A 24,068-nucleotide genomic window follows, 5' to 3' on the forward strand; every position below is an offset into this window, starting at 1 on the left:
ACGGATAGTGCATTGCCATGACGGGCCCGCAACGCATCGTCTGCCTGACCGAGGAACCGACCGAGACGCTGTACGCGCTCGGTGAGCAGCACCGCATCGTCGGCATCAGCGGCTTCACCGTGCGGCCGCCGCAGGCACGCAAGGAAAAGCCCAAGGTCAGCGCGTTCACCAGCGCGAAGATCGGCGAGATCCTCGCGTTGAAGCCCGACCTGGCGATCGGCTTCTCCGACATCCAGGCCGACATCGCGGCCGAACTGGTGCGGCATGGCGTGGAAGTGTGGATCTCCAACCACCGCAGCGTGGACGGCATCCTCGACTATGTCCGCCGGCTCGGCGCGCTGGTCGGCGTGGTTGCGAAGGCCGACGCCTACGCGGACGAGCTGGCGAAAGGACTGGACGGCATCCGCGGACAGGCCGCGACATTGCCGCGCCGCCCCAAGGTGTACTTCGAGGAATGGGACGAGCCGCAGATCACCGGCATCCGCTGGGTGTCCGAACTGGTGCGGATCGCGGGCGGCGACGATGCCTTTCCCGAGCTGGCGGTGGAGCCGCTGGCGAAGCAGCGCATCCTGGCCGACGGCGGCGAAGTGGTACGGCGCGCGCCGGACATCATCCTGGGCTCGTGGTGCGGCAAGAAGTTCCGCCCCGAGAAGGTGGCCGCGCGCCCCGGCTGGCAGGCGATCCCCGCGGTGCGCGATGGCGAACTGCACGAGATCAAGTCGCCGCTGATCCTGCAGCCGGGCCCGGCCGCGTTGACCGACGGCGTGCGGGAGATCGCCGCGATCATCCATGCATGGGCATCGCGCCACGCGTAGGGTGCGCCCTGGCGCACCGGTTGGGGATGCATGGGATAGGGGGTGCGCCGAACGCGCGCCCTTCCGCCCTGTAGGAGCGACGTAAGTCGCGACCGCGCGGCTGGGAAGGGCAATACCCTTCTTGTTCGCCTACCAGCCGCGTGGCGACGCGCTCATCCATGCCGGTATCCATGGACTCTTGCGGCGCGGTCGCGACTTGCGTCGCTCCTACAGGGGTGACGGGTCAGAAATTGCGCTGGAACTTCACCTGTCCGCTGCGTCCGCCGGATCGTACGTCGAGTTCGAAACGGTAGGTATTGCGCGGCGAGATGCGGGCCGTACCGATGTGGTCCGTGTAGCTGCCGGTCCCGACGCTGCGCAGCGCGATCTTCTGGCGCGCACCGGAGATATCCACGGCGACCGCGTCTACTTCGCCCTCGGCATGCTTCTCTTCATCGCCGGAAAGGTCGCGCAGCGCCACCACCACCAGCGCGGTGCCGGCATCGCGCTGCACGCCGTACTCGCGTGCGACCGCTTCGCTCAGCGACAGCGTGGGCAGCGCGTTGTAGCGCACGCGCAGCGTGCCGAAGTCGCTTTCCGCCGGTGCCGGCGGCACGAATTCCGCCGCACGCGGCGCGTCGCCGCCGGAACATGCGGACAACAGCAGGCCGAGCAGGACCGGCAGGGTGGGGCGCACGAGGAGTTTGATCATTGCGATACCAAGGGATCGGCCGGGTCCATGGGGATGCATGCGGGTCGCATGAAGGGAAGGCATTCAGTCGTTGGCCGCCGACAGCTCGCCGCCGCGCACGGTGGCGGCATGGACCGCCTGGGCCACCAGCGTCTCGAAACCGCCCGCCTGGAAGGTTTCGATGGCGGCCTGCGTGGTGCCGTTGGGCGAGGTGACGCGGCGGCGCAGTTCGGCCGGTGCCTCGCCGGTTTCGGTCAGCATGCGGGCCGCGCCCAGCACGGTCTGCAACACCAGCGTGCGTGCCGAGTCGTCCGGCAGTCCTTCTGCCTTCGCCGCCGCTTCCATCGCTTCGGCCAGCAGGAAGACATAGGCCGGGCCGCTGCCGGACACGCCCGTCACCGCGTCCATCTTCGTCTCGGCGTCGATCCATACCGTGGGGCCGGCGCTGGCCAGCAACGACTCCGCGCGCTGGCGGCCGGCGTCGTCGACCTCGGGGCTGGCGAACAGCCCGGTGACGCCCGCGCCAAGCAATGCGGGCGTGTTGGGCATGCTGCGCACCACCGGCAGGTCGTCGCCCAGCCAACGTCGCAGTTGCGCGGTGGTGATGCCGGCGGCGATCGAGACCACCAGAGGCCGTTGCGACTGCGCCTTGGCGGCCAGCGATTCGCAGGCCTGCCGCATCGCCTGCGGCTTGACGGCGAACAGCCAGGTATCGGCGCCGTAGGCGGCTTCGCCGGCATCGGCGAAGACCTGCACGCCGAAGTCGGCGGCCAGCGCGGCGCGCAGCGCCTCGACCGGCTCGGCCACCCGGATCCGCGAGGGGTCCGCACCGCGCTTGACCAGTCCGCCGATCAGGCTTCGCGCCATGTTGCCGCCGCCGATGAAGGCGATGGGATGGGAGAGCAGGGTGCGCGAAGCGGAGGCGTGTGTCATGGCGTCGTTTTTCACGTGGAATGCAGGAATCGGGTGCGGCCGTGCGGCGTGTCAGGGCGACCGCGTAGGCCGTGCGCCGAACAGCGCCGTGCCGATGCGCACCATGGTCGCACCATGCGCGATGGCCAGGGCGTAATCGTCGCTCATGCCCATCGACAGCGTATCGACCTGCGGGTATTCCGCGGCGAGTCCATCGTACAGCGCCTTCATCCGGCTGAATGCGGCGGCGCGCAACGCCGGGTCGGGATGGGGGGCGGGAATCGCCATCAGCCCGCGCAGGGCCAGTCGCGGTTCGGCGGCGATGGCCCGCGCCAGGGCGGGGATGTCTTGCGGGTGGCAGCCGTGCTTGCTGGCCTCGTCGTCGATGTTGACCTGGATCAGCACGTTGAGCGGCGGCAGTTCGGCCGGCCGATACCGTGACAGCGCGCCAATCAATTTGTGACGGTCTACCGTTTGCACCCAGTCGAACGTGCGCGCGGCGACGTCGGCCTTGTTGGATTGAAGGTGGCCGATCAGGTGCCATTCCAGCGCCGATGGCGCCAGTTCGGCGATCTTGGCCTGCGCTTCCTGCACGTAGTTTTCGCCGAAAGCATGCTGTCCGGCGGCGGCCAGCGCGGCCACGGCGGCGGCCGGTTGCAGCTTGGAGACGGCCAGCAGGCGCGGCGCTGGCCGTTGCGCCGCATCCGCTGCGTTTTCAATACGTTGCAGGGTCTCGCTGAGGGTGTCGGCGAGCATGTTCGTTCAACCATTGGCGGGAGCTACAAGAGCGCTATACTGCCCTTCGGGGAAGTATCGTTCCAGTCGCAGCAAATTGGGGAAGCAGCGTTATGGATATCGCCGAACTCTTGGCGTTCTCGGTTAAGAACAAAGCATCGGACCTGCACCTGTCGGCCGGCCTGCCGCCGATGATCCGCGTGGACGGCGACGTCCGCCGCATCAACATCCCGGCGCTGGACCACAAGCAGGTGCACGCGCTGGTCTACGACATCATGTCGGACAAGCAGCGGCGCGACTTCGAGGAATTCCTGGAAGTCGACTTCTCGTTCGAGATCCCGTCGTTGGCGCGCTTCCGCGTCAATGCCTTCAACCAGAACCGTGGCGCCGGCGCGGTGTTCCGTACCATTCCGTCGGAAGTGCTGACCCTGGAAGACCTGGGCTGTCCGCCGCTGTTCCGCGAACTGATCCAGCAGCCGCAGGGCCTGATCCTGGTGACCGGCCCGACCGGTTCGGGCAAGTCGACCACGCTGGCGGCGATGATCGACCACATCAACAAGAACGAATACGGCCACATCCTGAGCGTCGAGGACCCGATCGAATTCGTCCACACCTCGCAGAAGTGCCTGATCAACCAGCGCGAGGTGCACCGCGACACGCACGGCTTCAACGAAGCGCTGCGCTCGGCGTTGCGCGAGGACCCGGACTACATCCTGGTCGGCGAGTTGCGCGACCTGGAAACCATCCGCCTGGCGTTGACCGCCGCGGAAACCGGCCACCTGGTGTTCGCCACCCTGCATACCAGCTCGGCGGCCAAGACCATCGACCGCGTGATCGACGTGTTCCCGGCCGGCGAGAAGCCGATGGTGCGCTCGATGCTGTCCGAATCGCTGCGCGCGGTGATCAGCCAGGCGCTGCTGAAGAAGATCGGCGGCGGCCGCACCGCGGCGTGGGAAATCATGGTCGGCACGCCGGCCATCCGCAACCTGATCCGCGAGGACAAGGTGGCGCAGATGTACTCGGCCATCCAGACCGGCCAGCAGAGCGGCATGATGACCCTCGACCAGCACCTGCAGGACCTGGTGAAGCGCGCGCTGATCACCCGCAACCAGGCCAAGGAATACGCCAAGGACAAGCGCTTGTTCGAATAATCGAACAAGCGCGGGATTCGGGATTAAGGATTCGAGATTCGTAAAAGCCGGTACCGGAATGCGGGTTGGGTCGCCTTCACTGTTGCGAATCCCGAATCCCGAATCCCGAATCCCGGCTCCACAGGAGCCACCCATGAGCACCATCGATTTCACCTCCTTCCTCAAGCTGATGGCGCACCAGAAGGCGTCGGACCTGTTCATCACGTCCGGCATGCCGCCGTCCATCAAGGTGCACGGCAAGATCTCGCCGATCACGCAGACGCCGCTGACTTCGCAGCAGTCGCGCGACCTGGTGCTCAACGTGATGACGCCGGCGCAGCGCGAGGAATTCGAAAAGACCCACGAGTGCAACTTCGCCATCGGCGTGGCCGGGGTGGGCCGTTTCCGCGTGAGCTGCTTCTACCAGCGCAACCAGGTGGGCATGGTGCTGCGTCGCATCGAGACGCGCATCCCGACTGTGGAAGAACTGAACCTGCCGCCGGTCATCAAGACGCTGGCCATGACCAAGCGCGGCATCATCATCTTCGTCGGCGCGACGGGTACGGGTAAATCGACATCGCTGGCGGCGATGATCGGCTACCGCAACCAGAATTCCACCGGCCACATCATCACCATCGAGGACCCGATCGAATTCGTGCACAAGCACGAGGGCTGCATCATCACGCAGCGCGAAGTGGGCATCGACACCGACAGCTGGGACGCGGCGCTGAAGAACACGCTGCGCCAGGCGCCGGACGTCATCATGATCGGCGAGGTGCGCACCCGCGAGGGCATGGACCACGCCATCGCCTTCGCCGAAACCGGCCACCTGGTGCTGTGCACCCTGCACGCCAACAACGCCAACCAGGCGATGGACCGCATCATCAACTTCTTCCCGGAAGACCGCCGCACCCAGCTGCTGATGGACCTGTCGCTGAACCTGAAGGGTGTGGTGGCGCAGCAACTGGTGCCCACGCCCGATGGCAAGGGCCGCCGCGTGGCGATGGAAATCCTGCTGGGCACGCCGCTGATCCAGGACTACATCCGCGACGGCGAGATCCACAAGCTGAAGGAAGTGATGAAGGAGTCCACCAACCTCGGCATGAAGACCTTCGACCAGAGCCTGTTCGAGCTGTACCAGGCCGGCGAGATCAGCTACGAAGACGCACTGCGCTATGCCGACTCGCAAAACGAAGTGCGCCTGCGCATCAAGCTGGCCCAGGGCGGCGACGCGCGCACGCTGGCGCAGGGGCTGGATGGCGTGGAGATTGCGGAAGTGCGTTGAGCCACCAGTTCGCATCGATGCACTGAAGAAAGGGGCGGGCGACCGCCCCTTTTTAGTGGGAATCGGAAAAGAGGTGACGGTCCTGACGACGATCCCGTCTGGTCGAGGATATTCGCGTGCGCTTGAAGTAAACGCATATAGCTAACAAGCTTGGTACACATTGCCACCATTCCGAACCATTGTGATTGCGAGCGACGCAATATAGCGATGGTCAATTCAAAGCCAACTATGCCAGGGGAAGTATGGAGTCGAAGATAAGGACTTTCACGGGGCAATTGTTCTTGGTTTTTCTGATCGCCCTGTCGTCAACGAATCTGCGCGCGCAAACGCATACGCCGCACCAGGTCTGGACTACCAATGTGGTGCCTGGTCAATTCGCATCTGAGGCCACTGCGATTTCGGCAGTGAGAGCGCTCGGCAGCCATTACGCACTGGCGCAACGCGTGGAGCAGGTGATCCCTGATATCGACAAAGTCACCTACGTCTATGGTGCAATTCCAAGAGGGCCGACAGTAGGAAATTGGACGTACAACCTGGAGGGATCAAGTCCACAAGGAGAAGGTGCGTCAACCAGCGAGGCAGGGGCGATTGCCGCGAAGCTAGCCATAATGAATGCTAGGTATCCGACATGCAATTTCGTATCTATTACCCCCACTTCAGATTGGGCTATGTTCCAAAAATGGTACGACGGTACAAACTCTTTGGAGTCAAGACTATATGACATGACATCTAATGCGACTCAAGGGCATTGCACCTTAACGTGGAAGGTTCGAGGCTGGCGTACTAGACCTGTGGAATGTCCGGAGTACATGGCATGGAGTAGCTTGGACAAGGCTTGTGCAAGGCACGACATAGCTCGAACAGTGACCAAGCCACTCCCTCCTTGCGGGGCCTGTGACTACGTGGGGAATCCGGTAAGCGTGGCGACCGGAGACAAGCGTCAGGTCGAAATAGATCTGTCGCTTCCTTGGATAAAGTTCTCTCGCATTTATCACTCGGCGGAATCCTCTATCGATGGGCGGCTGGGAAGCGGCTGGAGCCATGATCTCAACATCAGGCTGGTGCATGGAAGGAATGGTCCGGCTTTGATGGCCGATGGAGGACAAGCACTAAATTTTCTCAATGTTGCGGGCGGTTACGAGGCAAATGATGGCTCTGGCTGGCGAATAACAAACCAGAATGGGTATGCCCTTCATCGCGGCGATGATGTAGTGCGATTCGATGTATCGGGCCGAGTCACCACTATCATGAATAACAACGGGGAAGGGTTGACATTCGCTTACGATTCGTACGGAAGATTGTTCTCGGTGTCCCATTCGACTGGGCGAAGTCTGGCCTTTCGATATGAGGAGATCGCCCATCCTGCGGCAGCAAACATAAGCTCCATTGAGAGCGCTGGATACACATTGGCGGCCTATTCCTATGACGGCGAAGGAAAGCTGACGGGTGTCACTTACCCTGAAGGTGGTGAGCGGCATTACCATTACGAGGATGTCAGGTTCCCGAGTTATCTGACAGGTATTACCGATGAATCAGGATATAGGATCTCTACCTACAGCTATGATGAATCGGGGCGAGCAATCCGGTCCGAGCGCGCTAATGGAGTGGAGATTCATCAGTTCGCTTACGATATTGATGGGTCGACTAGGTATATAAACCAATTAGGGGAGGAGTACACATATCGTCTGACGAATGATGCAAGTTACCGCAAGGTCTCGTCAGCGCAGACTAGCGCCGGTACGTCTACTACTACATTCGCCTCTTTGGGGTCAGATTTCAGGCGCCGACCAGTCAAGATTCTGGATGGTCGCGGGAACCAAACAACATATCAGTATGCCGATACCACGGACCCGCTGTTGGGAAGCGTACGGGTGGTCACTAAGGTGGAAGGAGCGGGTACGCCATATGCCAGAACGTCACAGACTTGGAAGCAAGTTGCAACACCTAGGCTCGTAAGAGTCCTAAAGCCCAATCTGAGGGAGGATTACTCGCTGAATAGTCGGGGTCAAAGAGTTCTCTCGACATCGACTGATACGGCTACCTTGGCTTCGCGCACGACTTCGTTCACATACTGTGAGCAGGTAGACATTGATGCCGGCCTATGCCCCAGGCTTGGTTTGCTCAAGTCCATCGATGGGCCGCGTACAGACGTTACTGACACGACAACGTATGCGTACTACAACAGCACCGGACCGGTTTGCACTACGAGCCTATCGGATTGTGGTTATGCTCCCGGAGACGTATGGACGGTCACGGATGCATTGGGTCGCGTCACCGAGGTATTGGCCTATGACATCTTCGCTCGCCCACTCACTGTGAAGAATTCCGATGGTGTGGTTACGGAGACGCTCTACCACCCACGTGGATGGGTAGCCGCCACAACTGTCAAAGGCATCACGCCCACGGAGGACCGCACGACACTCTACGAATACGAGCCTACCGGGCTGGTCAAGAAAGTTACACAACCGGACGGTGCATTCACCTCCTACGAATACGATGCCGCCCATCGCTTGGCCGCCATCGCCGACAATGCCGGCAACCGCATCGAATATCTGCTGGACAACGCCGGCAACCGCATCAAGGAAGATACCAAGGATGCAGGCGGGCAGTTGAAGCGCACGTTGTCGCGCATCTACAACCAGTTGGGGCAGCTTGCCACCCAGGCGGATGCGCAGGCCAACCCCACGGACTTCACCTACGACGCCAACGGCAACATGGGTTCGGTGACGGATGCATTGGGTCGGGTTACCGGCAACCACTATGACCCGTTGAACCGGCTGATCCGCACGCTCCAAGACGTGGGTGGCATCGCGGCAGAAACCCAGTTCCAGTACGACGCACTGGACAACCTGACCAAGGTGACGGACCCCAAGGGGCTCGACACCACCTACACCTACAACGGTCTGGGCGATCTGGTCCAGTTGCAGAGTCCGGATACCGGCACCACCACCTATACCCATGACAGTGCCGGCAACCGCACCAGCCAGACCGATGCGCGCGGGGTCACCACCACTTACCAGTACGATGCGTTGAACCGACTCACCCATGTCGGCTATCCCACACCCGGCCTGGACGTCGCTTATACCTACGACGTCACGCAGGCGGTGTGCGAGTCGGGGGAAACGTTCTCGATCGGCCGGCTGACCCGCATGCAGGATGGCAGCGGCAGCACACAGTACTGCCATGACCGCTTCGGCAATCTTGTGCGCAAGGTGCAGACCACCAACGGCGTTTCGTTCGTGCTGCGCTACGCCTACACCAAGGCTGGTCAGTTGCAGGCCATGCTGTATCCCGATGGCACGGTGGTGGACTACGTGCGCAATACGCTAGCCCAGGTAAGCGAAGTGGGAGTGGCCTTGCCCGGGCAGCCCCGCGCCACATTGCTCCACCAGGCTGCCTACCATCCCTTCGGCCCTGTCGCGGGTTGGGCATACGGCAATGGCCGTCCGATGCAGCGCGACGTGGACCAGGACTACCGCCCGATCTCGGTACAGGGTGGCACGGATGGCTTGGCGTTGGCCTTTGGTTTCGATCCGGTCGGGAATCTGGCCGAACTGACCAGCGGTTCGCCGCCGCCTGTGAATTATGGTTACGACGCCCTGGGTCGCCTGACCGAAACCCGGGATGGTCCCACGCAGGCGATCATCGACAGCTACAGCTACGACAAGACGGGCAACCGCACGGCGCATGGCACCTCGTCGGGAACCAGTGCTTATGGCTATTCCTCCAACAACCATCGCCTGACCGATGTTGGTGGCGTTATCCGCAGCTACGACGCGGCAGGCAATACACTGGCTATTGGCGGTTCGCGCGAGTTCGTCTACAACGACGCCGGCCGCATGAGCCAGGTGAAGCAGGCCGGGCTGGTGACCAGGGAGTACGCCTACAACGGCCGTGGCGAACAGGTACGCCGGTATCTAGGCGCAGCCAATACTTACACGCTGTACGACGAGGCTGGCCATTGGCTGGGTGACTACGATAGCAGCGGCAGTCCCATCCAGCAGGCGATCTGGATGGACGACCTGCCGGTGGGCCTGCTAGCCAACGGCAACCAGCTGCATTACGTGCAGCCGGATCACTTGGGGACACCGCGCATGGTGGTCGATCCGATGCGGGATGTGGCGGTGTGGAAGTGGGATATCAAAGGCGAGGCTTTTGGTAACACGCCGCCGGAGCAGGATCCGGATGGAGATGGGATTCCGTTCGTATTCGATATGCGTTTTCCAGGGCAGCGCTACGATTCCGCTAGTGCTATCAGTTATAACTATCTGCGGGATTACGATCTCGCCACTGGCCGATACTCGCAGAGTGATCCAATCGGTCTTCTGGGCGGGGTGAGTACATACAGTTATGTTGCAGGGGATCCCTTCCTTTCACATGACGAGAAGGGTCTTGTTCCTTCAGCAGCTGCAATAAACAGTATTATCTTGGGAGCATTAAGTCGGTGCCTGGCTGGCGCAGTTACTTCCACGACAACGAACATTGCGAAACAAACCTTCGATTGTTGTAAGGATGCTTGCGGATCATGGGACGTCCGAACTTGTGACTGGAGGACTTGCTTACGCAACTCAATGAATTGTGAAGCCAAGAATGCTGCTGTGGCGGGATGTCTGGTTGGCATCTTTAGGCCCGAATTGAGCTTTGTCGCGGGTTGGTTTGCGAAGAAGTATGTTGGTCTTCTATGGCCCTGCGATTGAGAGCAGGATGAGTCTGGAATCAGTTATGTCCGAATTTTTACTTCGTGGAGTTCTTTTGGTAGGTTCCATGGTGCTCATCTTTGGTGTTGCTTCTTCTGTAAAGCATAGAAGAATGTCAAAGATCATCTCCGGTTGGCTCTGGTCAAAGCATAGCGGAACGGGTGGCTTTTCGTGGTGGCATTGGGTGTATCTATCAGTTATGACTGGCGTGTCTATATTTGCGATGTATATTGCGATCTGCGTCATGTGACACGTAGAGTGGGTTGAGCGGAGCGGATTTCAGCCGCGTACAAGTTCAGTAAGTACCCGGCACCCGAGTGTCAGTAGCGTACGTAAGTTGACTCCCGTCCAAACTTGGTAGAGCAAGTTGAAGAGTCTGAAGGCTTTAGAGGCTGAGTGGAAAAAAGCGCATCCGTAATTAGTAGGCTCGTCACGGCCGCTATCTCACAAAAAGAATGAGGATAGAGTGCCCTTCTCTCCCGATTTATTGGACACTTTAATTGGGTAACGATCGCCATATGGGAGTGTACTGTGTGGCCTGCTGCCGATTTCACAGACACCTAGTTCAGGTGCAATGATGAAGTCGGAGGTGGTAAATGGCAAAGCGGACGTTCACGCCCGAGTTCAAGCTTGAGGCGGTAAAGCTGGTCCGGGAGCGCGGGGTATCGATCTCGCAGGCGGCGCGGGACTTGGGGATTCACCTCAACGTGCTGCGGGCATGGCTGAAGGCCGTCGACGAAGATTCCAAGCATCCGTTCCCGGGGCCGGGCCAGCAGCGGCCCGAGCAAGCGGAGATCGAGCGGCTGAAGAAGGAGGTGGCCCGGCTGAAGACGCGTTCTGTACCCGCCTATCAAGGTGGGCGAAAGTACCACCGTGGGCGGCCGCGTCTACCTCATCAGCCACCTCGAACGGTAGCCTGACAAGGACTACAGGGATAAGGATGGGAAGCCATGCTTTATGATATGAAGCACCCCCCTAGTGTGAACTTGCATGTAGGGGAAATATCAGGCTTTAGATACGTGAGTAGCATCACGTCATGCTGGACTTCCATTTCGATAGAGTCGGACAGCCTGAATTGCAGGCACAGTCAGGAACTGACTCATGAAGATCATCAAGAGTGTAGTGGCCGCTGCTGTTCTTGTGTCTTCTGGATTGGGCGGCGCTGTCGCTCAGACAGCTCCATGTTCGCCCATTGCGATTCAATATTGCCAAGAAATCTACGACGAATGCATCGCGAATGGATTGAGCACAAACGTTTGCGCACGCGTTTATGCGCAGTGCATCGCCGAGTCTTGCATCTGATCTACTTCTGATGAAGAACGAGGAAGCCCTGCAGCACTGCGGGGCTTACTTTTACGAGGATTCCCCTCGCCAAAGGCCGGCTTGTCAGCCTATGCTTTCCCCCATCCACGCCGGCTTCCGCTTCGCCGCCCGCTTGAACGCCGGGCAGTCCTCGCGGTGGGCGCCGGGCAAGTAGCCCAGGCTCATCAGGAACTCGTTGGTGATCTCGCCGCCGGTGAAGCGGAAGGTCTTCTTGAACAGCTTGATCCACTCCGCCTTGGCGAGCGGGTGGTGGGCGTCCAGCCATTCGACGAAACCGCCGTGGCTCTTGCGCAGCTGACGGATCACCTGCGCGTTGTGGATGGCGGCATCCACCTTCAGCCGGTTGCGGATGATGCCGGGGTCGGCCAGCAGGCGGGCGCGGTCCATCTCGCCGTAGCGCGCCACCTTGTCCACGTCGAAGCCGCTGTAGGCCGCGCGGAAGCCATCGCGCTTCTTCAGCATGGTTTCCCAGCTGAGCCCCGCTTGGTTGATCTCCAGCAACAGCCGTTCGAACAGCACCGCTTCCTCGCGCTGCGGGAAGCCGTACTCGTGGTCGTGGTAAGGACCGTGCAGCGGGTGGCCGGGGGCGAAATCGCAGTAGCTCGACATGGGGTGTGGACGTGGCCGGGTAGAGGCGGGCGGAAATGCGCCGCGTTGATCGCCCAGTGTAGGCCCGGAATGGGGACAGCGGCCGCCCTCGGTGGCCGGTCCGCGGGGCGCGCGACCGGGCTAGAATGGCGCCATGCAAGACGCTCCCACTCCCCTTGCCAACCAGCTGCTGATCGCGTCCCCGGCGCTGTCGGACCCTCATTTCGCCCGCAGCGTCACCCTGATCTGCCAGCACGACGACGAGGGTGCGATGGGCGTGGTGGTGAACCGCGCCTCCGAATACACGCTGGGCGACGTGCTGCGGCAGATGAACCTGCAGGTCAACGACGCCCAACTGGACAGCCAGATCGTCCTCAGTGGCGGCCCGGTGCACCCCGAGCGCGGCTTCGTGCTGCACGACGGCGAACGCGAATGGGACTCCACGCTGGAAGTGGCCGATGGCCTCTACCTGACCACGTCGCGCGACATCCTGGAAGCCATGGCCGCCGGCGATGGCCCCGAGCACGTCGTCGTGGCGCTGGGGTGCGCCGGCTGGGGTGCCGGGCAGCTGGAATACGAACTGGGCGAGAACGGCTGGCTGACTGCGCCGGCCGACGCCGAACTGCTGTTCGCGCTGCCGCTGGAACAGCGCTGGCAGGCGGCCGGCAGCCGCATCGGCGTGGACATGACCCGGCTGACGGACTACAGCGGCCACGCATGAAGCCCGGCCTGCCCGCATCGGACACGCGCTCTCCTTGCCATCCGGCGCGGGATCGTGGCGTCCTTCGCGGAAGGAGGCGCGCCGCATGAAGCTGGACGGCACCGTGCTGGGTTTCGATGTGGGCGCGCGCCGCATCGGCGTGGCGGTGGGCAGCGCCTTCGGCACCGGCGCCCGCGCGCTGGCGGTGATCGACGTGCATGCTCATGGCCCGGACTGGCTGGCCATCGACAAGCTGCACGCCGAATGGAAGCCCGACGGGCTGGTGGTGGGCGACCCGATGACGCTGGACGGCGGCGACCAGCCGATCCGCAAGCGCGCGCACGCCTTCGCCCGCGAACTGCGCACGCGCTACGGCCTGCCGGTGGTGCTGGTGGACGAGCGCACCAGTTCCATCGAGGCTTCGCAGCGCTTCGCGCTGGACCGCGCCGAAGGCCGCAAGCGCCGCCGCGATGCCGCCGCGCTGGACGCGGTGGCGGCGGCGGTCATCATCGAACGCTGGCTGGCCGCGCCGCATGACGCGACCCAGGTGACCTGATTCTTTCCTTCGTGATGGCACATGACCCAACAACTTGATTCGGATGGACGCCTGCGGCACCTGCTGACCCTGGAAGGACTGCCCCGCGAAACGCTGTGCCGGCTGCTGGACCGCGCCGGGCAGATCCGCGATGCGGCGCTGGGGCGCACGCAACGGCGCACGGCGCTGGTGGGCACCACGGTCTGCACGCTGTTCTTCGAGCCTTCCACGCGCACGCGCAGCTCGTTCCACATCGCCGCGCAGCGGCTGGGCGCGGACGTGCTGAACTTCGACGCCTCCACCTCGTCCACCCGCAAGGGCGAGACCGCGCGCGACACGTTACGCAACCTGGAAGCGATGGGCGTGCGCGGCTTCATCGTGCGCCACGCCGAGGACGGCGCGGTGGCCGCGCTGGCGGCCGAGGCGGGCGAGGGCACCACGCTGGTCAATGCCGGCGACGGCCGCAGCGCCCATCCCACCCAGGGCCTGCTGGACGCGCTGACGATCCGCCAGGCCAAGGGCGCGGATTTCTCGCGGTTGAAGATACTGATGGTGGGCGACGTGAAGCACTCGCGCGTGGCGCGCTCGGACCTGCATGCGCTGCGCACGCTGGGCGCGGGCGAGATCCGCGTCTGCGGCCCGCGATCGCTGCTGCCGGACGACGACACCCTGGCGGGCTGCCAAGTTGGCGGGGATTTCGACGCCATGCTGGGAGGCGTGGACGTGGTGATGATGCTGCGCCTGCAACGGGAGCGGATGGAGGAAGGCCTGGTGGATTCGCTGGAGGATTACCACCGCGACTACGGCCTGACGGCCGCGCGCCTGGCACGTGCGGCGAATGATGCGGTGGTGCTGCATCCCGGCCCGATCAACCGCGGCGTGGAGATCACCGACGAGGTGGCCGACGGCCCGCAATCGCTGGTGCTGCGCCAGGTCAGCAACGGCGTGGCGATCCGCATGGCGGTGCTGGAGACGTTGCTGGCCTGAGTGTGTATCCGTAGTGGTCGAGGGTGTTCTTCCCGCACGGATAGATAAGCAGGAAACTTCCGGCAAGCCGTTTCCCCGTCATCCCGGCGAAAGCCGGGACCCAGCGACTTCATCGCTGAAGTGCAAAGGCACTGGGTCCCGGCTTTCGCCGGGATGACGGCTGTCATTGATGATGGTTACCAGAGGGAGGCGAGGCGTCTGGAGGTTTCCTTCCTTCCTTCGCGCTTGTCCGTGTCGTGCTGTCCGGCGAACCCGGCGCTCAATCCGCCGCCGCGACCACGCGGTTCTTGCCGTCCTGCTTGGCCTGGTACATCGCGCGGTCGGCGCGCGCCAGCAGGTCGTCCTGCGATTCGCCCGGGCGCCAGCGGGCCACGCCGGCGCTGAACGTCACCGCCAGCGATAGGCCCTGGTGCAGCACGGGGCGCTGGGACAGGCGGGCGCGCAGGCGTTCCAGCGTGCCCATCGCTTCGAGGAACGGCGTGTCCGGCAGCAGCAGCACGAATTCCTCGCCGCCGAAGCGCGCCACCGCGTCGCTGCCGCGCAGCGTGGCGCGCGCGATGGCGACGACATGGCACAGCGCGGCATCGCCGCCGAGATGGCCGTGGACCGCGTTGATCTGGCGGAAGTCGTCCAGGTCCAGCATGGCCAGGCACAGCGTCTGCCCGCTGCGCAGCGCGCGCACGGATTCGCGCTTGAACAGTTCGTCGAAGCCGCGGCGGTTCAGCGCTTCGGTCAACTGGTCCACGCGCACCAGCGTGGATACCGATTGCAGTTCCTGTTCCAGGTCGGCCACGCGCTGTTCGGCTTCTTCCGCCTCGCGGCGGGCGGCCAGCAGGTTGTCGCGCGCCTTCAGCGCCTGCGCCTGCAGCTGTTCGGTGTCCTGCAGGATGTCGTCCATGCGCTTGCCCAGTTCGGCGATGCTGCGGCTGTCGCGGATCGCCTGCGCGTGGAAGCTGATGCGGTCGTGGAACTCGCCGGTGCTGCTGGCCATGCCATCCAGCCGTTCGACGAAGGCCACCATCATGTCCTTCATCGCTGTCTTGGAATCGGCGATGCCCTGCTTCAACAGGCCCTGCTTGTAGATGACCTCGCGCAGGCCGGCGCGCGTCTGTTCCAGCGTGGTCCGGTCCAGCGGGCCGGCCAGCAGTTCGCGCACGGCGGCGATCTGGTCCTGCAACCAGTTGCCGTCTTCCAGCAGTTCGCCGACATTCTCCAGCAACAGGTCGAACAGGCTGCGCATCAGGTCCTGCGCATCGCTGACTTCGTGCGTGCGCAGGCCGACCTGCCGGCACAGGTCCTTCAGTTCGGTCGCGAGCGCGTCCAGCGGTTGCGTGGGCCGCCATTGCTTCACGCGGCCGGCCAGCGCATGCGTCTGCGGCAACAGCACGGCATCGTCGCGCAACAGGGTCTCCAGCGCCAGCGCCAGCGTATGGTGCAGCAGGTCGCGCAACTGTTCGGCCTCGCCGGCGACGGGTTCGTCCTGGATGGTGCGGATGTACTTGTCCACCAGTTGCCGCAGGGCGCGCCCGTAGCGCGCCCAGTCGCCATCGGCATGCGCCGATTGCAGGCGCTGCCCCATGCCGCGCAGTTCGCCCGGCAGGCCGGCCACGCCGTCGGCGAAGGCCGACAGCAGGGTGGCCGGTTCCAGTGCGTGCGCGAACAGGGTGTGCAGCTGCGCCGGGCTGATGCTGGGCAGGAGGATGGCGCCGGCGACACCGTTCGCCGTCGGCGGCACCGTGGCCAGTTCGGTCGAAGCCGGGGCCGCTTTTTCCCGGCGGAGCGGCCACAGGCGGCGCAGGCCGCCTGCGATGCCGGAATCGTCGTCGGTCGTCTCGGGTAGGGCGGAAGGCTTCTTGGCCACGGGTGCGCAGCCGTCGGGCCGCCGGAAGGAGGGATGCCGGTTTATCGGCCGCGGCGGGCCACAATTGAGCCGCAGGCCCCACGGTCGATGGCGGGAAGAGCGGAATCGTGACGCGGGTGCGGCTTGGGGCGGCTCAGCCGTCCCTGCCCTCGGCGCCGGACGGGAAATGCCGGCGTGCTTCCTCGACGATCGCCAGCTGTTCGATGGCCTCGGCCTGGCCTTCGGCGGCGGCCTGCCGCACTTGCGCCAGCGTGGGATGGGTGACGATCAGCAGCAGGTTGCCGCATTGCGGGCAGGCGTAGTCGGTGACCTGGTCGTGCAGTTCCATGGCCATGCCCCGGCTGTCGCCCTCCCACCCGCAGGGGCAGGCCAGCGCGCGGGTACGCCAGCCGGCGCTGAAGTAATCGGGGACGAGTTCGGCCATGGGGAGGGTTACTTCCCGCGGTGTTGCGCGAACAGCCAGTCCCACATCGGGGCATGGGCGTAGGTCGCGTCCCAGCTGTTGTGGTTGGCGTCGGGGAATTCGGTATAGCGCGCATCGCGGGCGCCAGCGGCCTTGAGCGCGGCGTCCATGCGACGGGACTGCGCCGGCGGCACCGCTTCGTCCTTGCCGCCATGGAAGATCCATACCGGCACGTCCTTCAGGCGCTGCGCTGCGGCGGCGAAGGGATCCGCAGTGCCGGCCACGCTGTGCACGTTCATCGTCGGCCGCGCCTCGGTCCAGTCCACCGTGATGCCGCCGCAGACCGGGACCAGCGCGGCGAACCGGGTGGGCTGCTGCAGCGCCAGTTCCCAGGTGCCGTAGCCGCCCATCGAGATGCCGGTCAGGTAGACGCGATCCGGATCGCCCTTGAACTCCTCCACCGCGGCATCCAGTGCGGCGAACGCGATCGGGCCGGCGTCCTCGGTCCATTCGGTGTCTTCGGGCGCCTGCGGGAAGACGACCAGGGCGGGGAAGTCGTCCGTGTGTTGCCGCAGGTACGGCCCCAGCCCGGCCATCGTCTGCTTCACGCCGTCGCTGCCGCGCTCGCCGGAGCCGTTGAGGAACAGCACCACCGGCAGCTTGTCCTTGCGGAACCGCGACGCCGGCACGAAGACCTGGTAGCGACGGACCGTACCGTCCACGGTGACTTCGCGCGCGACGAATTCGCCCGTGGATGCGGTGGAAGTCGTCTGGCAGGCGGTCATCAGGATCAGCAGCAGGGCAAGGAAGGCGAAGGTGCGATAGCGCATGGTGGGATCAGTCGGCGGAAACCGGGTTGCAGCATAACCCGTGGTCGTGCGGGCGGCATGAAGCGCCGTCGGGTGGAGCCGCGTGTTCGATGTCTCGGCCCAAGGCGATTCCGGCAACAGCCAAGCACCCATGTACCCCGTTGGAGCATGAAGGGCGCGGCATGTCCTTCCTGCTGGTAGGAGCGGTCTTTATGCCCCGCATGGGGTACATGCCCGCGATGCTCTTGCATGGTTGAGGCGGGGAGCATCGCGTCCATGGATACTCCTGCAGAAGTAGGCGCCTGCTTGTAGGAGCGGGCCATGCCCGCGATGCTCTTGCGTGATTGGACCGGAAAGCATCGCGCCCATGGGGCGCTCCTACAAAAGCGATCTGCATTCCGCGCACTTCACCGGCGCGGTGCCTCAATGCAAGAGGATCAGCGTCGCCAGGCCCAGGAAGCAGAAGAAGCCCATCACGTCGGTCACCGCGGTGACCACGACGGTGCCGGCCACGGCGGGATCGATGTCCATCCGCTTCAGCAGCAGCGGCAACAGCACGCCGGCGACGGCGGCGGCGCAGAAATTGATGATCAGCGCCAATGCGATCACCAGCGACAGCAGCACGCTGTGGAACCAGACGAAGGCGATGATGCCGACGATGCCGCCGATCAGCACGCCGTTGATCAGCGCCACCCGGATTTCCTTCCACAGCAGGATGCGGGCGTTGCTGGAGCCCACCTGGCCCAGCGCCAGGCCGCGCACCATCAGCGTCAGCACCTGCACGGCGGCATTGCCGCCGATGCCGGCGACGATCGGCATCAGCACGGCCAGCGCGACGATCTTCTCCAGCGTCGCCTCGAACTGGCCGATCACGCTGGCGGCCAGGAACGCGGTGAACAGATTGATGCCCAGCCACACCACGCGGCCGCGCACGGCGCGCTTGATCGGCGAGAACAAGTCCTCGTCCTCGTCCAGGCCGGCGGCGCCCAGCGCCTGGTGCTCGGCCTGCTCGCGGATGATGTCCACCACGTCGTCGATGGTGATGCGGCCCAGCAGAATGTTGTTGTCGTCCACCACGGGCGCGGAGACCCAGTCGAGGTCGGAGAACTGGCGCGCGACTTCCTGCGCGCTTTCGCCCACGTCGATGGCCGGCTGCTCGTCGTCGATCAGCCGGTTGATGGGCGTGGAGTCCTCGTGCGTCACCAGCGAGGCCAGCGACACCCGGCCCAGGTACTGGTGGCGGCGGCTGACCACGTAAAGATGGTCGGTGTGGTCGGGCAGTTCGCCGCGCAGGCGCAGGTAGCGCAGCACCACGTCGACGTTGACGTCGGCGCGCACGGTGACCACGTCCGGGTTCATCAGGCGGCCGGCGGTGTCCTCCGGGTACGACAGCACCTGCTCCAGCCGCTCGCGGTTCTCGCGGTCCATCGACTTGAGCACTTCGTCGATGACGGTGTCGGGCAGGTCCTCGACCAGGTCCGCCAGGTCGTCGATGTCCAGGTCCTCGACCGCGGCGATGATCTCGTCCGGGTCCATGTCGGCCAGCAGGCTTTCGCGCACTTCGTCGCCTACGTGCACCAGCACTTCGCCGTCGTCCTCGGCATCCACCAGCCCCCACACGACCTCGCGCTTGCCGGGCGGCAGCGATTCCAGCAGGTTGCCGATCTCCGCTGGCGACAAGGTGTTGACCAGCCGGCGCACGGGACCCAGCCGGCCGCTGTCGAGCGCGTCGGAGAGCAGGCGCAGCTGGCGCGCGGTCTTGTCGTGGCGGATGGCTTCGACCATTCGGGACTCCGGAATGGGGCCGATCCGCGTGACGGATGCGACCGGGGCATCAGGTGTTCATCGCACCATTATCGCCCGATGGTCGAAATAAGGACACCCCGCGCAAGCTTGCTACGTGCGCCCCGGGCACGAGAAGCCACAGCATTGCTGTAGGAGCGCCCTCGGGCGCGATGCTTTTCGGCGATGGACACATGGAAAAAGCAAAGCATCGCGCCCGAGAGCGCTCCTACAAGGTGTCCCTGCGGCATCGCGCCGGAGAGCGTGTTCAAGGGGTGGCCTTCAGCCAGCGCTCGATGCCGGCGCGGTCGCGCGCCTGCAGCAGTTTGCCGGCGCGTGCCTGCAACTGGCCCAGGTCGCTGTCGCGGATGGCGCGGCGGAGTTCCAGCAGCGTGGCCGGATGCAGGCTGAACTCGGTCAATCCCAGGGCCAGCAGCAGCGGGGCCATCTTGGCGTCGCCGGCGATCTCGCCGCACATCGCCACCGGCACCTTGTGTTCGGTGCCGATGCCGATGACATGCCGCAGCAGGCGCAGCACGCCCGGGTGCAGGGGCGAATACAGTTCGCCCAGCGCGTCGTTGTTGCGGTCGGCCGCCAGCAGGTACTGCACCAGGTCGTTGGTGCCGATGGAGAGGAAATCGACCACGTCGACGAAGCCGTGCAGCGCGATGGCGGCCGCCGGCACTTCGATCATCGCGCCCAGGGCGATGTGTTCGGCGACCTCGTGACCTTCCTTGCGCAGCTTCAGGGCGACGCGCTTGATGTGCCGGCGTACCTGCAGGATTTCCTCGCGGCTGCTGACCATCGGCACCAGGATGCGCACCGGGCCGTAGCCGGAGGCGCGCAGGATGGCGCGCAGTTGCGTGTCGAACACGCCCTGATGGGCCAGCGACAGGCGCACGCCGCGCAGGCCCAGCGCGGGGTTGTCCTCGTCGCTCAGCGCCAGCCCGGTGCGGTCGGCCTTGTCGGCGCCCAGGTCCAGCGTGCGGATGGTCACCGGGCGGCCGCTCATGCCGAGCACGACGTCGCGGTAGGTGCGGAACTGCTCGTCTTCGTCCGGCAGCTCGTTGCGTTGCAGGAACAGGAACTCGGTGCGGTACAGGCCCAGCCCGGCGGCGCCCAGCGCGTGCGCATGCGCCACGTCGTCCAGCGATTCGGCGTTGGCCCACAGCGCGATGTCCACGCCGTCGCGGGTGCGGCTGGGCTTGGAGCGCAGGCGGCCGAGTTCGCGTTCCTCCCTGGCGGCCTCGCGCAGGCGCGCGCGATAGCGCCGCAGGTCCTCCGCGTCCGGGCTGACGATGACCTCGCCGGTGCTGCCGTCCACCAGCAGGATGTCGCCATCGTTGATGCGCTGCAGGGCCTGTGCGTTGCCGACCACCAGCGGCAGGTGCAGGCTGCGCGCCAGGATGGCGCTGTGCGACAGCGGGCTGCCGGCGGCGGTGACGATGGCCACCACGCCCTGGGTCTGCAACTGGGCCAGTTCGGACGGCGCCACGTTGTCGCTGACCAGGATCTCGCCGGCCACGCCGCCGGTGTCGGCGACGCGCTGGTGCAGGTGCGCGTGGATGCGGCCGATCACATGGTCCAGGTCGTCCATGCGGCTCTTCAGGTAGGCGTCGTCCATGCCGTCGAAGACCGCCGCCAGCCGGTCGCGCTGCAGGCGCAGGGCGTAATCGGCGGAGTAGCGGCCGGTGCGGATCAGTTCGTCCAAGCCATGCAGCAGCTCGGGGTCGTCCAGCAGCAGGGCGTGCAGGTCGAGGAACTCGCCGACTTCCTTGGCCAACGCGCCGTGCAGGCGCGCGCGCAACTCGTGCATTTCGCCGCGAGTGGCGCCCACGGCATCGTGCAGCCGCGTCAGTTCCCCGTCGACCTGGTTCTGGCGGATGCGCTGCTCGGCGACCTCCAGCACATGCGGCAGCCGGACCCGGGCGCGTCCCAGCGCGCTGCCGCGCGAAGCCCCGTGACCCGGCAGCAGCGCCCGCGTCATTCTTCGTCGAATCGTCGCTCGAACAGCGAGACGACTTCCTGCATGGCGGCGGCTTCGTCTTCGCCTTCGATCCGTACCGTCACCGGCGTGCCCTGGCCGGCGGCCAGCAGCATGACGCCCATGATGCTCTTGGCGTTCACCTCACGGCCCTTGGCCGCCAGCGTGGCGTTGCAGCGGAAGCCGGACAGCGTCTGCACCAGCTTGGCGGTGGCGCGCGCATGCAGGCCCAGGCGGTTGGAAACGGTGAGTTCGCGTTCAAGCATCGTCGTGTATGACTCCATTGCGTGCGCCAGCGGCCGCAGTCGCCGGCAGTTCGTCCAGTCCCTGTTCCGAATAGTTCATCACCCGCAGCAGCATGGGCAGGCTCAGTGCCGACACCCGCCGTACCGGCGTGCCCAGCCGGGCCAGTTGCCCGGCCAGGTTGCTGGGGCTGGCCCCGTACAGATCGGTCAGCACCAGCACGCCATCGCCGCCGTCCACCCGCCGCAACGCGGCCGATGCCTCAGGCAGCAGCGCGTCCAGGTCCGCGTCCAGCGGTACCTCGAAGGCTTCCGCCTTCAAGGGCAATTGCCGCAACAGCGCGGTGGCGACCGCCAGGATCGCGGCGCCCACGCCAGGATGAGTTACCAGAAGAATGCCACAGGCCATGCCGGAACGTTAACAGACCGGCATGACGGGCTGGAAGCAGCGTGGATGGAACGGTGAGAGTGGCACAGCCGCGTTGCGGCCTGCAAAGGGAGAAGTCGGTAGGAGCGGCCTCGGCCGCGATGCTTTCCGGCGGGAAAGTCCGGAAGAGCCGAGGGCATCGCGCCCCAGGGCGCTCCTACGGGCCATCCCGCCTCCTTCCCCGCCCCCTCAGTCCAGTTCGCGGTGGAACGTGGCGACTTCTTCCCAGCCCAGGTCGCGGGCGTGGCGGGCCAGGGTTTCGGCCAGGTAGACGGAGCGGTGCTTGCCGCCGGTGCAGCCGAAGGCGATGGTCACGTAGCTGCGGGTCTCGCCGCGCAGGCGCGGCAGCCAGGTGTCGAGGAAGCCGCTGACCTGGCCGACGTATTCGGCCACTTCCGGCTGTGCGTCCAGGTAGCTGCGGACCTTGGGGTCGCGGCCGGAGTAGGGGCGAAGCTCGGGGTTCCAGTGCGGGTTGGGCAGCACGCGCGCGTCGAACACGAAGTCGGCATCGGCCGGCACCCCGCGCTTGTAGGCGAAGGACTCGAACAGCAGCGACAGCGAGGTGCCCTTGTTGAACGCGAACTCGGCGATGATGCGCCGGCGCAACTGGTGCACGTTGAGGTGGCTGGTGTCGATGACCACGTCGGCCTCGGCCAGCAGCGGCTGCACGATGGCGCGTTCCTGCCGGATCGCCTCGCTCAGCGTCTGGCCGCCATGTCCCAGCGGGTGCCGGCGGCGGGTATCGGAATAGCGGCGCAACAGCACGTCGTCGCTGGCGTCGAAGAAGATCAGCCTGCCTTCCAGCCCGAGCTGGGTCAGCGCGGCGCGCCATTGCGCCAGCTTGGACAGGTCGCTGTGGCGGCTGCGCACGTCGATGCCGACGGCGATCTTCGGCGGCAGTTCGTCGTCGCGCATCAGGCTGCGCACGAACGAGGGCAGCAGTTCCACCGGCAGGTTGTCGACGCAGTAGTAGTCCAGGTCCTCGAAGGTCTTCAGCGCCACCGACTTGCCCGAGCCGGACAGGCCGCTGACGATGACCACCGTGGGCGCCGCCGCCGCCGGCGTGCCGTTGTCTTCGAGCACGTCGTGCGGATGGGAGACGCCGGTGGTCTCGACCGTGCTCATGGCGTGCTGCGTTCCAGCAGGTTGCTGTGGCGGGCGATGAACATGGCGGCGGGGTCGATGCCCTTCGTGCGCAGGATGTGCAGGCGGGTGGCCGCTTCGGTCAGCACGGCCAGGTTGCGGCCGGGCATCACCGGCAGGGTGATCAGCGGCACGTCCAGGTCCAGCACGTGGCGCGTGCCGGAGTCGCCGGTCAGCCGCTCGTAGCCGTGCGGGTTGGGTTCGGTCATCGGCCGGGTCAGGTGCACGATCAGGCGCAGGTACTTGTTCTTCTTCACCGCGGTGTCGCCGAACATCTCGCGCACGTTCAGCACGCCCAGCCCGCGCACTTCCAGCAGGTCCTGCAGCAGTTCGGGACAGGTGCCGTCGAGCACGTCGGGGGCGATCTGGGTGAACTCGGGCGCGTCGTCGGCCACCAGCCGGTGGCCGCGGCTCAGCAGTTCCAGCGCCAGCTCGCTCTTGCCGGACCCGGCTTCGCCGGTGATCAGCACGCCGATGGAGTAGATCTCCATGAACACGCCATGCAGCGTGACCCGCGGCGCCAGCGTGCGCGCCAGGTGGTAGGACAGGTGGTTGAGCAGCTCGTGGCCGCGCTTGGGCGACACCCACAGCGGCGTGTCGGTCTCGTTGGCGACTTCGCGCAGGTCCTCGGGACAGGACTGGTTCTTGCTGATCACCAGCGCCAGCGGGCGGAACTGCACGATCTTCTCGATGGTTTCCCAGCGCTGGCGCGAATCCAGCGAATCCAGCCAGGCCAGTTCCTCGGAGCCGAGGATCTGCACCTTGTTGGGGTAGACCGCATTGAGATAGCCGGCCATCGAGGGCCGCCGCGATACGGTGTCGCCCGCTTCCAGGACGCGCTTCTCGCCCTTCTGTCCGGCCAGCCAGCGCAGGGCCAGCTTGTCCTTCTGCTGGTCGAACAGTTCACGGGCGGTGATGCTGGTGTTCATCATGCGGCGGCGACTCGTAGGCACGGCCAGTGGCCGGGTACGTGCCAGTGTAATGCGCCCTCATGGCCATCGCGACCCGCCCGGACATGGCGGGCAGGGGCACGCATGAGG

At 64.9% G+C, this 24,068-nt stretch carries 20 protein-coding genes and 3 pseudogenes; 10 read left to right on the forward strand and 13 right to left on the reverse strand.

The annotated features are described in order from the left end of the window. The first annotated feature begins 17 nt into the window (after positions 1-17). Complete coding sequence (locus AAD027_RS04475; RefSeq protein WP_341724827.1) at positions 18-815, forward strand: cobalamin-binding protein; 798 nt, start codon at positions 18-20, stop codon at positions 813-815. Positions 816-1,038: 223 nt separating this feature from the next. On the opposite strand, the gene AAD027_RS04480 is transcribed toward AAD027_RS04475, so the two are convergent. From AAD027_RS04480 to AAD027_RS04490, 3 genes are all read right to left on the reverse strand, one after another. Next, positions 1,039-1,506, reverse strand: coding sequence for a DUF4426 domain-containing protein (locus AAD027_RS04480; protein WP_341724828.1), 468 nt, complete (start codon positions 1,504-1,506; stop codon positions 1,039-1,041). Positions 1,507-1,569: 63 nt separating this feature from the next. After that, complete coding sequence (gene proC / locus AAD027_RS04485; RefSeq protein ID WP_425605390.1) at positions 1,570-2,418, reverse strand: pyrroline-5-carboxylate reductase; 849 nt, start codon at positions 2,416-2,418, stop codon at positions 1,570-1,572. A gap of 51 nt (positions 2,419-2,469) precedes the next feature. Then, entirely contained in the window at positions 2,470-3,153 is a 684-nt protein-coding gene (locus AAD027_RS04490; protein WP_341724829.1) for a YggS family pyridoxal phosphate-dependent enzyme, read from the reverse strand. Between the two features lie 92 nt (positions 3,154-3,245). Here AAD027_RS04490 and AAD027_RS04495 point away from each other — a divergent pair, with 92 nt between their 5' ends. From AAD027_RS04495 to AAD027_RS04515, 6 genes and pseudogenes are all read left to right on the forward strand, one after another. Continuing rightward, positions 3,246-4,283, forward strand: coding sequence for a type IV pilus twitching motility protein PilT (locus tag AAD027_RS04495; RefSeq protein WP_341724830.1), 1,038 nt, complete (start codon positions 3,246-3,248; stop codon positions 4,281-4,283). A gap of 133 nt (positions 4,284-4,416) precedes the next feature. Continuing rightward, complete coding sequence (locus tag AAD027_RS04500) at positions 4,417-5,547, forward strand: PilT/PilU family type 4a pilus ATPase (protein ID WP_341724831.1); 1,131 nt, start codon at positions 4,417-4,419, stop codon at positions 5,545-5,547. An 809-nt stretch (positions 5,548-6,356) separates the two neighbouring features. Next, positions 6,357-6,650 (forward strand): annotated as a pseudogene (locus AAD027_RS19035) (DUF6531 domain-containing protein); the annotation flags it as partial. A gap of 945 nt (positions 6,651-7,595) precedes the next feature. Further along, positions 7,596-10,244 (forward strand): annotated as a pseudogene (locus tag AAD027_RS04505) (RHS repeat-associated core domain-containing protein); the annotation flags it as partial. A 596-nt stretch (positions 10,245-10,840) separates the two neighbouring features. Further along, a pseudogene (locus AAD027_RS04510) lies at positions 10,841-11,074 on the forward strand (transposase); the annotation flags it as partial. 271 nt (positions 11,075-11,345) lie between these two features. Then, positions 11,346-11,546 (forward strand): hypothetical protein, encoded by a 201-nt coding sequence (locus AAD027_RS04515; RefSeq protein WP_341724833.1) that lies wholly within the window; start codon positions 11,346-11,348, stop codon positions 11,544-11,546. Positions 11,547-11,630: 84 nt separating this feature from the next. On the opposite strand, the gene AAD027_RS04520 is transcribed toward AAD027_RS04515, so the two are convergent. Next, positions 11,631-12,176 (reverse strand): DNA-3-methyladenine glycosylase I, encoded by a 546-nt coding sequence (locus AAD027_RS04520; RefSeq protein WP_341724834.1) that lies wholly within the window; start codon positions 12,174-12,176, stop codon positions 11,631-11,633. A gap of 133 nt (positions 12,177-12,309) precedes the next feature. Here AAD027_RS04520 and AAD027_RS04525 point away from each other — a divergent pair, with 133 nt between their 5' ends. From AAD027_RS04525 to AAD027_RS04535, 3 genes are all read left to right on the forward strand, one after another. Continuing rightward, the gene (locus AAD027_RS04525) at positions 12,310-12,876 is read left to right on the forward strand and encodes a YqgE/AlgH family protein (RefSeq protein WP_341724835.1); all 567 of its coding nucleotides are present in this window, start codon (positions 12,310-12,312) and stop codon (positions 12,874-12,876) included. A gap of 85 nt (positions 12,877-12,961) precedes the next feature. Beyond that, complete coding sequence (gene ruvX, locus AAD027_RS04530; protein ID WP_341724836.1) at positions 12,962-13,411, forward strand: Holliday junction resolvase RuvX; 450 nt, start codon at positions 12,962-12,964, stop codon at positions 13,409-13,411. A 21-nt stretch (positions 13,412-13,432) separates the two neighbouring features. After that, positions 13,433-14,377 (forward strand): aspartate carbamoyltransferase catalytic subunit, encoded by a 945-nt coding sequence (locus AAD027_RS04535; protein ID WP_341724837.1) that lies wholly within the window; start codon positions 13,433-13,435, stop codon positions 14,375-14,377. Between the two features lie 259 nt (positions 14,378-14,636). Here AAD027_RS04535 and AAD027_RS04540 read toward each other — a convergent pair whose 3' ends face one another. The 9 genes from AAD027_RS04540 to hprK form a co-directional block, all read right to left on the reverse strand. Next, complete coding sequence (locus AAD027_RS04540; protein ID WP_341724838.1) at positions 14,637-16,238, reverse strand: diguanylate cyclase; 1,602 nt, start codon at positions 16,236-16,238, stop codon at positions 14,637-14,639. Positions 16,239-16,371: 133 nt separating this feature from the next. After that, positions 16,372-16,662, reverse strand: a complete 291-nt coding sequence (locus tag AAD027_RS04545; protein ID WP_341724839.1) for a hypothetical protein — start codon at positions 16,660-16,662, stop codon at positions 16,372-16,374. Positions 16,663-16,670: 8 nt separating this feature from the next. After that, on the reverse strand, positions 16,671-17,471 hold the full coding sequence (locus AAD027_RS04550; RefSeq protein ID WP_341724840.1) for a carboxylesterase family protein: 801 nt from the start codon (positions 17,469-17,471) through the stop codon (positions 16,671-16,673). Between the two features lie 402 nt (positions 17,472-17,873). Next, positions 17,874-19,235, reverse strand: a complete 1,362-nt coding sequence (mgtE, locus tag AAD027_RS04555; protein WP_341724841.1) for a magnesium transporter — start codon at positions 19,233-19,235, stop codon at positions 17,874-17,876. 265 nt (positions 19,236-19,500) lie between these two features. Further along, entirely contained in the window at positions 19,501-21,219 is a 1,719-nt protein-coding gene (ptsP, locus tag AAD027_RS04560; RefSeq protein WP_341724842.1) for a phosphoenolpyruvate--protein phosphotransferase, read from the reverse strand. Beyond that, the gene (locus AAD027_RS04565) at positions 21,216-21,482 is read right to left on the reverse strand and encodes an HPr family phosphocarrier protein (protein WP_341724843.1); all 267 of its coding nucleotides are present in this window, start codon (positions 21,480-21,482) and stop codon (positions 21,216-21,218) included. Before AAD027_RS04565 ends, ptsP begins: the two co-directional genes overlap by 4 nt. Then, a complete protein-coding gene (locus AAD027_RS04570; protein ID WP_341724844.1) occupies positions 21,475-21,867 on the reverse strand; it encodes a PTS sugar transporter subunit IIA in 393 nt (130 codons plus the stop codon). Before AAD027_RS04570 ends, AAD027_RS04565 begins: the two co-directional genes overlap by 8 nt. Before the next feature lie 207 nt (positions 21,868-22,074). Further along, positions 22,075-23,010 carry an RNase adapter RapZ gene (gene rapZ / locus AAD027_RS04575; protein ID WP_341724845.1) on the reverse strand — a complete coding sequence of 312 codons (936 nt, stop codon included), beginning with the start codon at positions 23,008-23,010 and terminating at the stop codon, positions 22,075-22,077. Continuing rightward, positions 23,007-23,957 (reverse strand): HPr(Ser) kinase/phosphatase, encoded by a 951-nt coding sequence (gene hprK, locus AAD027_RS04580; protein ID WP_341725391.1) that lies wholly within the window; start codon positions 23,955-23,957, stop codon positions 23,007-23,009. Before hprK ends, rapZ begins: the two co-directional genes overlap by 4 nt. Positions 23,958-24,068: the final 111 nt, after the last annotated feature.

The sequence above is a fragment of the Pseudoxanthomonas putridarboris genome (assembly GCF_038321125.1).
Taxonomy (GTDB): domain Bacteria; phylum Pseudomonadota; class Gammaproteobacteria; order Xanthomonadales; family Xanthomonadaceae; genus Pseudoxanthomonas_A; species Pseudoxanthomonas_A putridarboris.

Bases quoted from the DNA above. Each gene is read 5' to 3' on its own strand.
- AAD027_RS04475 (WP_341724827.1), top strand. From the start codon at position 18: ATGACGGGCCCGCAACGCATCGTCTGCCTGACCGAGGAACCGACCGAG.
- AAD027_RS04480 (WP_341724828.1), bottom strand. From the start codon at position 1,506: ATGATCAAACTCCTCGTGCGCCCCACCCTGCCGGTCCTGCTCGGCCTG.
- proC (WP_425605390.1), bottom strand. From the start codon at position 2,418: ATGACACACGCCTCCGCTTCGCGCACCCTGCTCTCCCATCCCATCGCC.
- AAD027_RS04490 (WP_341724829.1), bottom strand. From the start codon at position 3,153: ATGCTCGCCGACACCCTCAGCGAGACCCTGCAACGTATTGAAAACGCA.
- AAD027_RS04495 (WP_341724830.1), top strand. From the start codon at position 3,246: ATGGATATCGCCGAACTCTTGGCGTTCTCGGTTAAGAACAAAGCATCG.
- AAD027_RS04500 (WP_341724831.1), top strand. From the start codon at position 4,417: ATGAGCACCATCGATTTCACCTCCTTCCTCAAGCTGATGGCGCACCAG.
- AAD027_RS04515 (WP_341724833.1), top strand. From the start codon at position 11,346: ATGAAGATCATCAAGAGTGTAGTGGCCGCTGCTGTTCTTGTGTCTTCT.
- AAD027_RS04520 (WP_341724834.1), bottom strand. From the start codon at position 12,176: ATGTCGAGCTACTGCGATTTCGCCCCCGGCCACCCGCTGCACGGTCCT.
- AAD027_RS04525 (WP_341724835.1), top strand. From the start codon at position 12,310: ATGCAAGACGCTCCCACTCCCCTTGCCAACCAGCTGCTGATCGCGTCC.
- ruvX (WP_341724836.1), top strand. From the start codon at position 12,962: ATGAAGCTGGACGGCACCGTGCTGGGTTTCGATGTGGGCGCGCGCCGC.
- AAD027_RS04535 (WP_341724837.1), top strand. From the start codon at position 13,433: ATGACCCAACAACTTGATTCGGATGGACGCCTGCGGCACCTGCTGACC.
- AAD027_RS04545 (WP_341724839.1), bottom strand. From the start codon at position 16,662: ATGGCCGAACTCGTCCCCGATTACTTCAGCGCCGGCTGGCGTACCCGC.
- AAD027_RS04550 (WP_341724840.1), bottom strand. From the start codon at position 17,471: ATGCGCTATCGCACCTTCGCCTTCCTTGCCCTGCTGCTGATCCTGATG.
- mgtE (WP_341724841.1), bottom strand. From the start codon at position 19,235: ATGGTCGAAGCCATCCGCCACGACAAGACCGCGCGCCAGCTGCGCCTG.
- ptsP (WP_341724842.1), bottom strand. From the start codon at position 21,219: ATGACGCGGGCGCTGCTGCCGGGTCACGGGGCTTCGCGCGGCAGCGCG.
- AAD027_RS04565 (WP_341724843.1), bottom strand. From the start codon at position 21,482: ATGCTTGAACGCGAACTCACCGTTTCCAACCGCCTGGGCCTGCATGCG.
- AAD027_RS04570 (WP_341724844.1), bottom strand. From the start codon at position 21,867: ATGGCCTGTGGCATTCTTCTGGTAACTCATCCTGGCGTGGGCGCCGCG.
- rapZ (WP_341724845.1), bottom strand. From the start codon at position 23,010: ATGAGCACGGTCGAGACCACCGGCGTCTCCCATCCGCACGACGTGCTC.
- hprK (WP_341725391.1), bottom strand. From the start codon at position 23,957: ATGAACACCAGCATCACCGCCCGTGAACTGTTCGACCAGCAGAAGGAC.